Origin of the sequence: Streptomyces sp. NPDC102274, assembly GCF_044766385.1 — a bacterium.
Classification (GTDB): Bacteria; Actinomycetota; Actinomycetes; order Streptomycetales; family Streptomycetaceae; genus Streptomyces.
On record NZ_JBIWLW010000054.1, the window covers coordinates 23,502 to 34,776 of the forward strand.

Sequence of the window (11,275 nt, forward strand, 5' to 3'; positions counted from 1 at the left end):
GAGATGCAGAACGACTGGATCGCCTTCCCTCGCCGCTACCTCACCGAAGGCAGCATGGGCGAGAATTTCCGCGACACCCACGCCCCCAGAGGCAACGCTACAGCGATGGGGGCATGGCGATTCAACACCCGCTTGAGCATCGTTACTGCACTGAGTAAACCGTCCTGAACAGGGCGAAAACTTCCCCAAGTCCTCATGGATCGAGACCCATTGACAGTTTCCGGTAGTCACTCCTAGGGTCGAAACCGGTGATCAATAACGTGCCACAACTTTCGCACCTGGGGGTTTCGTGAACCGTTTCAGTGAGTCCCGAGATCGTGCGCCCACTGTCGCAGCCGGCAGGCCCCTGCTGCCCGTTGTAAGTCTCGACCAGGCCCACTCGCCGCAGAAGATCATGGCTCACGGCGCCCTGCTGCGAAAGTTTGTGGCAGGGGAAGAGTTCAAGCCAATCCACATGCGGATCGGCATCATGGGGGCCTGCAACATGCGGTGCAACTTCTGCAACTTTCACTCACCGAACGAGGAGCAGTTTTATGATCTGTTCTCGTTCAAGGACTCCATAGCCGCCAACAAGGCCATCACTCTGCTGCGGGCCTTCGCCGCCAACCGTGGCCGCGCTGTGACGTTCTGTGGCAGCGGCGAGTGCACCATCCACCCCGGGTACGCCGAGATCAGCCGCGCCAGCCATGACGCCGGACTACGCATTGGGCTCATCACAAATGGCTCCAGGCTAGGCCGGCCTGCTGTCGCCGAGGCTGTTGCCGCCACCCACACCTGGGTGCGCATCGGTCTGAACGCTGGAACCGAGGCCACCTTCAACGAGATCACCCGGGACCGAGAGCAGACCTTCACGTCGTTCATCGACAACGTGGGCGCGCTGCGCGCGGCCGCGGTGGCCGCGGACTTTCGTATCGGCTTCAACTTCGTGATCACCAAGCAGAACCATGGGGAGATTACGGAGGCGGCACGCATCGGCTTGCAGTCAGGTGCCCACTACGTGCGCTTTGAGCCCGAGTTCTACAGCGCGCTCGGCCACGAGACGATCGAGGCCGTGATGCCTCAGATCGCGGATGCCTTGCACGAGGCCAAGGCGCTGTCCACGGACTCGTACGAGGTGTCCATCCCCAAGCTCGACCGTGGCCCCATGGCCCAAGTTGAAGACATCGAGGGCGACTTCGAACGCTGCCATTACAGCCGGTTCGTCACCGCCGTCGGCGCGGACGGCAACCTGTATCCCTGCCCGCAAGTCCACCTAAACAGCCGTTACCAGATAGGCAATGTCATCGAGCAAGGGTACGCCGACGTGCTCGAGGGCGGCCCGCGCGCAGAGTGGGAAGCTGCCAATCCGCGCCGCACCGACCTGTGCAAGTCCTGCTTCTACCGTCCGCAGAACGAGCTGCTAGAGCACCTGCACCGCGGCCAGGTCCAGCTGGAAGAGGCGCTCAATCGCTACGCCGTCGAGGTGCCAAGCACATTGCACGCCGACTTTGTCTGATTTCACGTCGCAACGTCGCAAAACAGAGTATCTGACGCTAGGTCATGTCCGTGTTCGTTCGTCCTCAAGGAACCGGTCACCGAATTATCATGCAGAACAGCCATTTGCGTCTGCTCCTCGCTATTGAGCCGACCCTGCGCGCCTTGCGGCCGGGCAGGATCCGTCCGGCCGCGATACGCTCGGTTGTGCAGCGTCTGGCACGTACCGAGCAGACCCCACTGATCACCAGTGCCACCCGCGTTACCGTGCGCGATGGGTTGCGGCGCGAATACCTGACCCTCACCTCGCCGCTGCGCGGGGAGTTGCGAGCCGCTGTACTCGCGCCGCAGGATGCGGCACCTGGCCCTGCTATCCTTGTCCTTGGCGGCAAGACCCCGCGCCTAGAGCAACTCACCGGCGATGAAACAGTCGATCACCCAGACCGCAACGTCGCCGAGCAACTGGCCCACGCCGGGTTCACCACACTCGCCTTCGCATATAGTATAGGCGGCGCACTCGACGCTGCGCGACTCGCCGGACGTGACGAAGGGACCGTGCTCGCCCACGCCTTCGCGCTCACAGGCCGCTCCCTCCTCGGTGCTCTCGTCGGCGACGCGCTCAGCGCCCTCGACGTGCTGCGCGCCCATCCGATCGTTGACCCGGACCGTATCGGCCTATTCGGACACAGCCTGGGCGCAGCAGTCGCCCTACACACCGCGCTGCTCGCCGACCGTTCGATGCCTCTGTGCTCGGCTAGCCATCTCGGAAGCTACCCGTCCCTGTACGCGCAGTTGCTGACTGGCTTCGAGGGCGCGGCGCTGCCGGGCATCCTGGAGTATGCCGACCTGCCTGATCTTTACGCGGCCCTCGCTCCCGCCCCGCTCCAACTCCAGTACGGCACACAGGACATCTACCTCGACGTGGCAGATGCGCATGCCGCGGGGCAGGCGATCCGCCGAGCCTACGAGAAAGAGGGCACCAAGCTGCCGGAAGTCCTCAAGTTATCCATGGGACATGGCACCCACGTTGGCCACGCCAGCGACTTCTTCACCCGTGAACTAGCCGCCACGACAGGCGAGCCAGACGCCCCCGTGCCCGCCCAGCGCATCTTGTTCAACGTGGCAGATCGGCGCGCCATTCTGGACCGCGTGGACGACGCGATCGCCTCGGGCGTGCTCGCCCAAGGCCCGCTGGTCGCCCGCTTTGAGGAACTGACCCGGCCTTGGACCGGCACGGCCGGCGTCGCTGTCGCCTCCGGCTCCGCAGCCTTGGAGATCGCTCTGCGGGTCCTCGATGTGGCCGGTCGCACTGTGCTCGTCCCCGTCAACACGTTCTTCGCGACCGCGGCCGCTGCTGTGCGGGCTGGGGCCCGGGTCCGCTTCGTCGATATCGAGCTCGCTGGCCTCGGCCTGGACCCCGAGGCACTGGGTACCGCTCTAGAGCGGTACCCCGACACGGCCGCCGTGGTGCCCGTGCACATCGGCGGCATCGTCTCCCCAGCCCTCGACGAGGTCCTGGAGCAGTGCCGCGAGCGCGGTATCCCCGTCCTAGAGGATGCGGCCCACGCCTTCGGTGCCACGCTGGGGGGGCGCCCGGCCGGCAGCCTTGGTCGGTTCGGCGCGTTCTCCTTCTTCTCTACGAAGGTTGCGATCAGTGGCGAGGGCGGGCTGCTCACGGGCTCCGGGAGTGAAGACCTAGAACACGTACGGCGCTGGCGCGACCACGGCAAGAGCGCTACGGGATCAACCCTGCACGATCGCCCTGGTGGTAACTGGCGGCTCAGTGAAATGCACGCCGCAGTCGGCACCGTGGACCTAGAGCGTTTCGCCGCCACCCTTGCGGCACGCCGCGAGCTGGCTGCGCGCTATGACGACCTGCTGGCGGACAGTGTACACCTCACAGTCCACGCCATCCCCGAGGATTCGCGCAGCAACTACTACAAGTACCTCGCCTACCTTGACGAGTCCATCGACCGAGACCTGCTCAAGAAGCGGCTGCGCGCACGCCACGGTGTCTACCTCGCGGGCGAGGTTTACGACCATCTGCTCTGCGACCACCCGTATTTCATTGACGCTGCCGCGTCCGTGGACGCTTATCCGCGGGGCCGCTGGTTCGCGAGCCGTCACATCGCCCTGCCGTTGTACCCGTCGCTGACCCGCGCCGAGCAGACACGGGTGATCTCTGCGCTGCGCAATGAGCTACGGTGACAGCGGGGCAGATTCATGCCTTCCGCCGGGGCACCTGGCAGTCCTCCCTCGACGAGGCTCAGCTGCCAGGGGATCCTGGTGTACGACTGGCTTTGGTGCCCGAGGTTGTTGCCGCCGCTGACCGTCGCTGGTGGGACGCCGCCTTCCCTTGCCTGCCGCCGGCACCAGCCGACCGACGCGCACTGCTACTGCGCGCGCTGGATCTGTTCGAGCAGGGCGACCTCACCGTTGGCGGGCTCGGCTCGCAGAGCGGCGATGATTTCCGCTCGGCCCTGTGGCGCACGGCAGGCCTCCCGGCGCCGCTGGTCGACCGCTGGAGCGGCATGCTCCGGTCAGGATTGATGGCTCGTCATCAACTGAGCCTTGATGGGGAGTTGACCCTCATCTCGCTCCCCGGAAACACCTTCACCTGCCTTGCTGCTGTCCTCGAGCAGGTGCAAAGTTCGGACGCTGTGTGGGTACGCCCCAGCAGGCGCGAGCCGCTGTCTGCGGCCCGGCTGGTGGCGGCCCTCCTCGCGGCGGGCTGGCCTGCAGAACGGATTGGCTTCTACCCCAGCGAACAGCGGGCTCTCGGAGGGCTGATCCGGCTCACCGACCGGCATGTGATCTTCGGCGGTGTTGGCCTCGCTGCATCTGTCCGATCTTCGGCGGCACTCACCCTGCACGGCCCCGGGCGCGGCTGTGCGCTGGTGCCCGCAGGGGTGGCGGCGCGTGAAGCGGCCGACTGGCTGCTGCCGCTGATCGCCGCCGACTCTGGCCGCTTCTGCAGCAACGTCCGCACTGTCGTCTGCTCGGGCCCCGCAGAGCCTCTGGCCACCTACCTGGCGGCCACACTCGACGCAATCGACCCTCAACTGCCGGACAACGCGTGGCCGTTGGTCGCCTTCAGGCAGCCTGGCTCCGCCCAGCGCGCGGCCCGCTCCGTTACGGATCGGATGCGTCCGGGCGACCGGATTCTCACCCGCAGGCCGCCCGTCTTGGAGACGCTGGGAGGTGACACCTACGTGCTGCCGCAACTCGTGCTGATGGAAGACAGCGCAGCACTGTTCGATGGTGAGGATCAGCAGCACGAGTCGCAGTCGCTTATCGGCCACGAGGTGCCGTTTCCGTATGCCACCGTCGTCAGCGCCACCGGCCGGGACGCCGCGGCGATCGCGGCCGAAGCCCTGTTCGTGTACCGCCCGCCGTCCGACGGGGAAGCGCAAAGGGGAACACTATGACCACGTCATCCGCCATCCCGGCACCCGTGACTACCAGCACGCTGTACGCCGCCTTGCGTGAGCGCGTCCCTGAGCTTGCCGTAGACCTCGATGCCTGGACGCGCCGCATGATGCGGTGGCACTTCTCGCCCGAGACGGGTTCCACGTTCTGGGTCTCCCGCAAGGACGCCCTCGGCTTTGACCCCATCGTAGACATCAACGGCTTTGCGGACCTGGAGCTGTTCGGCCTGTTCGACAAGGGTGAGCTGCGCGCCGCCCACGCCCGCGACTTGCGACCGCGCGGCTACCACGACCGCCCATTTCGAATCTTCGAGACGGGCGGCACGACCGGCGCCCCCTGCCGCATCGTCAACGTCACCCGACTCAACTACGATGTCGAGGTCTACCATCTGATGCTCCAGGCGCGCGGCGTCGCCGGCGGCGACATCCTGGCGATGACCCCGATGGGCCCACATGCCTACGGGCACTTCGTCGAGGGCCTCGCCGACAGTTGGAACGGCGCCGTGCACACCATTGACTTCGACCCGCGCTGGGTGAAAGCAGCGCTGCGTGCGGACGGCGAAGCGCACTCCTACACCGAGCACCTGATACAGCAGACCGTGCCGCTGCTGACCAGCGAGCGCCCGCAACTCTTGTTCACCACCTCGCGGTTGCTCGTCGAGCTCGCGATGCGCCTACCCGATCCCCTGCACACCTACGGCCTGCATGCCGTCTGCACGGGCGGCACCTCCTGCACCGCCGCCGAGGCCCAGTTTCTGCGGGAGGAGCATCTGGCCGGCGTCGACTGGATCGACACGTACGGCAACACGCTCGTCGGCCACGCATTGCAGGCCGACGCGGTCGCGGGCGCGCCCGCCCTGCCGGACGACGTCACGCACTCCTACCACATGCCGCCCCCTTTCGCGGTCATGACGGTCGTTGACCCGGCCGACCCACGGCGGGAGGTGGTTGTCGGAGAGCGCGGCCGGGTGCGGGTCACCGCGCTTTTGGAAGACCTGTTCATCCCCAACCTCCTGGAGCGCGATAGCGCAGTGCGGACCGGCCCGCACCCCTGGTTCCCGTGGGACGGCGTGGCCGGCGTGCGCCCCTTCGAACAGAACGTGGAAGAAGCCGTGGAGGGCGTGTACTGAAATGGAAGCTGACGTGATCCCTGATGTCACGCTGTACTCCAACGGCGTGCCCATCCCCTTCACGCCCGATCTGTTTGCGCCCCTCAGATCCAGCGCCGAGCGCCTCAACGACCCGGCCTGCCTGCGCGAACGCCTCGCCTCCGATGGCTACTTGTACCTTCCGGGAGTCCTGGACCGGGCCGAGGTGCTTCGCCTGCGCGGTGCGTACTTCTCACTCTTCCCAGACTGCTATCTTGCCGCGGGAACCCGCCCGGAGGACGGTGTCTTCTCCGGCACCGTTCCTGAGAATCTGCCGGAGTACGGGGTGGCAGGGCATCCCGCGCACACCTTCGTGCGTTCCAAGGCGTTCGATCGATTCCTGAGCTCCCCGCGCCTGGCGGGCCTGGCCGAGATCCTCCTCGAAGGCCCCGCCAAGATGCTGCCCCGCCGCATCCTGCGCCACTTCCAGCGAGATTTGGCCCGCGCCTCGCGTGCTCATGTTGATCTGGACTACATGGACGCAGCCTCGCCCCGTGTACTCACTACGTGGATCCCGGTCGGCGACTGCCCGACGAGCACCGGCCCGCTGATCTACCTGGAGGGCTCGCACATGCTCTTGCCAGAGCAGTACGAGCCGTTGCGCGAGGTGACCGATCGCCCTGATGACCGGCGTCCGATCTCCCATGACCTAGAGGTGACGGCCCGCCACTTGGGTCGTCGCTGGCTCTGGACCGACTTTGCAGCCGGGGACCTGATGGTGCACTTGCCGCAGATCATCCACGCGTCACTAGACACCACAACTGACGCCATGCGGCTGTCCGTCGACGTCAGATTCGTCCGCTCGTCGGACACACCCGACTTACGCTGGCTACAGCCCTGGTCGGCAGACGACGGAGCATGACCCAAAGCCCGCAGCCGATCGCAGGAGCGCCGAGATGCCGTTCACGCCTCAGATGTCCACACCGCACAAGACTGTCGCCTCGCTCGCCGAACGCCTCACCGCGTACGCCGTCCTCGCGCATGACTTGGCCGTGCCGCAGATAGCCGCCGACTACTGGGCCAAGAGCGAGGACCACTACCGCGCGGTTGACGCAGCGCTGGCCGACCTAGTGACCTGGGCGCCCCAGGCCCTCGGAGCGTACAAGCAGGTGCTCGCCGACCCGACGCACACTGGTGCCCAGCACACCCTGCGCGAGCACCTCATCGACTTGCTCACCCACTACACCGACCAGCAGGCTGGGTTGGCGGACGTAGTGACCGAGGCCGATCGGCACATCTGGGTCGACTACCACCTTGGCGCCGACTACACCGCCCAGGCTCCCAAGTCTGCACTGGCCGTGCCCGTCACCCGCGCCCGTACTGAGGATTCCCAAGTTCACGTCGTCATCCCCTTCCACGACCACCCCGGCGGACTGCGCACCCGCAACCTGCTTGCCTGCCTGTATGCCCTCGCCGACCAGGAGGGCGGCCCCGCCTACCGGGTGACCGTGGTGGAAACCGACATTGAGCCCCGCACGCGCGCGGCCCTGGAAGGTGCCGTCGACGACTACGTCTTCGCCTACAAGGACGGTCTATTCAACAAGGCATGGGCGGTCAACGTCGGTGTCGTTGAGGCCGGCGCGGACGCCATGTACACCTGCATACTCGACGCCGACATCCTCGTGGACCGCCACTTCGTCGCCAGCAACGCCGCGCGACTAAGCGAAGGCGGCCACGGCACACACCTGCCTTTCCGCTGGTCTCTCTCCCTCGACGAGCCCTCTACGCAGCGCGCCCTCACTCTGCGCACCAGGGAGGGCATCGCCAATGTTCCCGGTTCTGTCCTGCGAGGCCTGCTCCTGCGTGAGCCCCCTGGCGGGTGCGTTTGGCTTCGTACAAAGGTCCTCCACGCAGTGGGCGGCTTCGATGAGCGGTACGAAGGCTGGGGCGGCGAGGACGACGACGTTATCGCGCGCCTCGCCGCAACCGCGCCACTGGTCCGCTATGACGACGCCCTGCTGCACCTGAACCACCCGCGCCCTGCGATGACTCGCGACGACGGCGCGCCGTTCAACAACCATATCGAGCCGCTGAGCTGGACGGGAGCTGACGGCTACGGCGACCAGCTGAAGTTCAGCGTGCCCACGGCCTGACGGGAGCCCCGCTCAACGCGTCGGAGCGGTTCGCCGCCACCAGGACGTCGTCGACGAGCGCGGCTTCGGTAACCGGACACACCGGAGGCCTTCCGTCCGCCACCGCCGCCACGAAGTCGGCAATCAGCGGTTTATGCGGGTTCTCCCCGGGGCGGTACGCGTCCAGGGGGTCCAAGATGAGCGAGCGGGCTCCGCCGTAGAACCCCATGCGGTCAAGGGTGGGCCCCTCGCCCCACTCGAGTCGGCAAATCGCTTGTAGGCCGGGCCAGTCGAGCTGTACGTCGGCCGTGCGCTCGGCGCCCGCATGGAACCGGTTGCCCAGGCGCGCCCGTACCTGATCGGGCCGCCCAAACAGCATCAGCAGGATGTCCAGTCGGTGGCTACCCGCGTCCGCGAGCACTCCGCCGCCAGAGACGGCCGGGTCGGTGCGCCAGTGCATCGGATGGTCCTGGTCCGGGTCGAAGGCGAGCCGGAAGCACACCTCCACCCGCTCGGGCCGCCACATCGCCAGCTCCCGCCGCAGCCGCCGCACCACGGGCGAGAGCCTGCGGTAGTACGCGACGCCGGCCCACGTCCGGCCCGGGGCGTCTGCGCCTGGCCCCGGTGGCCCTGCGAACGCGCCCGGCCCCAGAGCCCCCGCGAGCGGCTTCTCCACCAGCACGTGCCGACCTGCCCCCAATGCTTTTGCGGCCAGAGGTACATGGAGAGCAACCGGGGTAGCGACGTACACAGCTGTCCCCTCCAACAGGCCGATGGGGTCAGAGCCAGACGCCGCGATGCCCCACTCCCTGGCGAAGCACGCCGCGCGAACCGGATCGCGCCCCCACAAGAAGACGGGCTCTTCGCCGAGCGCGTGCAGGGCGGGCAACACCCGCCGAGCCACGATGTCGCCGTACCCTGCCACCCCCCACCTCACGGGATGATCGCGACCTTCAGCGTCTGGTGCGGGGGGCCATCGTAGGGTGCCTGCTCGGCGTCCGGGTACAACACGCGGCTCGCTGACAGCTGTTCCATCGCCCGCGGCAGCTCCTCCAGGGCATACGTATGTGTGAGCAGCTCTGACAGGAACAACTGCTTTGTTTGGACGAGTTGTTCGGCGACTGCCAGTGCTTCGGCCCGTGCGTTGTCCAGCGGTTCGGCCGAACTGTGCACCCGCAGCCCTTTGCGCTCCCACGTGACCAAGTCGACGGTCACTCGGGTATCCACGTGGTGGGTGCCGAGCATAACGACGAGGCCATTCTGTCGTACGAGCCGCACGCACTCGTTCAGCGTCGTCGGCGTACCCACCGCGTCGATCGCCACGTCGAAGTTGCCGTCCATGCTGAGCAGTTGCTGTGCCGAGCCGTTGACGCGGTGCGTGACGTCTGCACCCAGCAGGGAAGAGCGCTCCAGACGCCAGTCGTCGAGGTCGATGGCCGTGATGTGTGAGGCCCCACGCAGCGCCGCTATCCGCAGGGCCATCAGCCCCACTGGTCCCTGCCCCAGGACGACGACCCGGTCGCCGAGCTGTATGCCCCGCGTTGCGTGCACGGCCAGCGGCAGCAGCTGCAGAATCGCGCCCTGCGCGAAGGGCACTGCGTCTGGCAGGGCACCTACAGCGATCTCGCGGGCCAGAGCGAACTCTGCGTACCCGGTCGTGAGGGGCGTGCGCAGGAATACGCGCTGGCTGGACACGACCCTCGTAACGCCGGGCCCGACGGCCTCGACCACTCCGGCGATCTCGTGCCCGTAACAGCCCTGCGCGCAGTGATCGCGAAGACCGTGATAGTGGAAGTACGCGAGGTCACTGCGGTTGCAGACGGTGCAGGCCCGCACTCGCACCAGTACTTCCAAGGGGCCGGGGACCGGCACCGGGGCGTTGGTGACCAGCTGTATCTCGCGCCTGCCGACCAGCTCATACCGTCGCATGTTTCATCTTCTCTTCCGTGTGAGGTAGCGTGATTCTGCGGGCTAGGGGAGCGCTCGCGGCGGCGGCCGTGAGGGAGGCGACGAACACAGTGGCGAACGCAACGGCGTCCTGCCCCGCCCCCACATGAGCCGCGTTGAACAGCCCCCGGCCAAACCCACGAGCAGCACGCTCGACAAGTTGTCAATCCCCTCGGATCGTGGAGTCCTTCCTATGCAGCCAGCCCCATGGTGGGGCCGGCTCGGTGGTCGTTCTCGTAGTTGATCGGGCTTTTGAACCCGCACACGCTGTGTAGTCGGCGCGTGTTGTAGAAGTCGGTGATCCAGGTGGCGATCCTGATCCGGGCCGCTGCTCGGGTGCGGAAGGTGTGACGGTGGACGTACTCGACCTTGAGGACGCTGTTGAACGCCTCGCTGACGGCGTTGTCGAAGCACGAGCCGACTCGCCCCATGGACTGGAAGACGCCGAGTTTGCGGCAGGCACGGCCGAACTTCCGTGAGGTGTATTCCGACCCGCGGTCGCTGTGGAAGATCACGCCGCTCACGTCACCGCCGCGGGTGACCGCGGCTATGTTCAGGGCGGCCACGACCAGGTCTGCGTCGTGGTGGGCGCCCATCGCGTAGCCGAGCAGGCGCCGGGAGAACAGGTCGATGACCGTGGCGAGGTAGAGCTTGCCCTCCTCGGTGACGATCGCCGTCATGTCGCCCGCCCAGACGAGGTCGGGTTCCTCGGCGGTGAAGTCCCGCTTGACGAAGTCCGGTGCGGCCGGCCGCTTCCCCGGCCTGGTCAGCCCGCTTCGGCGTCTCACCACCCGGGCGACGAGGCCGGGTTCGGCCATCAGCTTCGCGACGGTGTTCACCGAGATGCGCCAGCCCCCACGGACCAGCAGGATGAAGATCTTCGCTGATCCATAGGTGCCACCGGACTCGGTGAAGATCTCCTTGATCTCGTCGGCCAGCCGCTGTCTGCGCAGTTCACGCCCGGCGGGTGGACGATTGCGCCACTTGTAGAACCACGACTCGCTCACGCCCAGGGCGCGGCAGGAAACGGTGTGCGGGATGCCGTGCTCGGTCCTGTTGTGGCTGATCACCCCGGCCACAGCGGCCGGGTCCGCCGCAGCTACTTCACCCACAGGAGTAGGGTCGGCCCGGGGTGCGGTGCTGGCCTTGCGACCAGCCCGTTTCCCCGGGCCGCCCTCCGCACCCGCCGTGCCCGTTCCCGAGCAAC

At 66.9% G+C, this 11,275-nt stretch carries 9 protein-coding genes and 1 pseudogene; 6 read left to right on the forward strand and 4 right to left on the reverse strand.

Going from position 1 to position 11,275, the window contains the following annotated elements:
• The first annotated feature begins 289 nt into the window (after positions 1-289).
• The 6 genes from ACIRQP_RS38795 to ACIRQP_RS38820 all read left to right on the forward strand — a co-directional run bounded on the left by ACIRQP_RS38795 (position 290) and on the right by ACIRQP_RS38820 (position 8,142).
• On the forward strand, positions 290-1,495 hold the full coding sequence (locus ACIRQP_RS38795; RefSeq protein ID WP_403899535.1) for a radical SAM protein: 1,206 nt from the start codon (positions 290-292) through the stop codon (positions 1,493-1,495).
• An 89-nt stretch (positions 1,496-1,584) separates the two neighbouring features.
• The gene (locus ACIRQP_RS38800) at positions 1,585-3,681 is read left to right on the forward strand and encodes a DegT/DnrJ/EryC1/StrS family aminotransferase (protein ID WP_403899537.1); all 2,097 of its coding nucleotides are present in this window, start codon (positions 1,585-1,587) and stop codon (positions 3,679-3,681) included.
• A complete protein-coding gene (locus ACIRQP_RS38805) occupies positions 3,678-4,901 on the forward strand; it encodes a hypothetical protein (RefSeq protein ID WP_403899540.1) in 1,224 nt (407 codons plus the stop codon). The genes ACIRQP_RS38800 and ACIRQP_RS38805 overlap by 4 nt, the downstream gene beginning before the upstream one ends.
• A complete protein-coding gene (locus tag ACIRQP_RS38810) occupies positions 4,898-6,031 on the forward strand; it encodes a hypothetical protein (RefSeq protein ID WP_403899543.1) in 1,134 nt (377 codons plus the stop codon). The genes ACIRQP_RS38805 and ACIRQP_RS38810 overlap by 4 nt, the downstream gene beginning before the upstream one ends.
• Before the next feature lies 1 nt (position 6,032).
• Positions 6,033-6,911: a phytanoyl-CoA dioxygenase family protein gene (locus tag ACIRQP_RS38815; RefSeq protein WP_403899546.1), complete on the forward strand. Its 879-nt coding sequence runs from the start codon at positions 6,033-6,035 to the stop codon at positions 6,909-6,911.
• Positions 6,912-6,945: 34 nt separating this feature from the next.
• Positions 6,946-8,142, forward strand: coding sequence for a galactosyltransferase-related protein (locus tag ACIRQP_RS38820; protein WP_403899548.1), 1,197 nt, complete (start codon positions 6,946-6,948; stop codon positions 8,140-8,142).
• Here ACIRQP_RS38820 and ACIRQP_RS38825 read toward each other — a convergent pair.
• From ACIRQP_RS38825 to ACIRQP_RS38840, 4 genes and pseudogenes are all read right to left on the reverse strand, one after another.
• A complete protein-coding gene (locus ACIRQP_RS38825) occupies positions 8,123-8,677 on the reverse strand; it encodes a Gfo/Idh/MocA family oxidoreductase (RefSeq protein WP_403899555.1) in 555 nt (184 codons plus the stop codon). The genes ACIRQP_RS38820 and ACIRQP_RS38825 overlap by 20 nt on opposite strands.
• A gap of 162 nt (positions 8,678-8,839) precedes the next feature.
• Positions 8,840-9,058 (reverse strand): annotated as a pseudogene (locus tag ACIRQP_RS38830) (hypothetical protein); the annotation flags it as partial.
• On the reverse strand, positions 9,055-10,050 hold the full coding sequence (locus tag ACIRQP_RS38835; protein ID WP_403899551.1) for a zinc-binding dehydrogenase: 996 nt from the start codon (positions 10,048-10,050) through the stop codon (positions 9,055-9,057). The gene ACIRQP_RS38835 and the pseudogene ACIRQP_RS38830, both read right to left, overlap by 4 nt.
• 209 nt (positions 10,051-10,259) lie before the next feature.
• Entirely contained in the window at positions 10,260-11,180 is a 921-nt protein-coding gene (locus ACIRQP_RS38840) for an IS3 family transposase (protein WP_403899553.1), read from the reverse strand.
• Positions 11,181-11,275 lie beyond the last annotated feature (95 nt).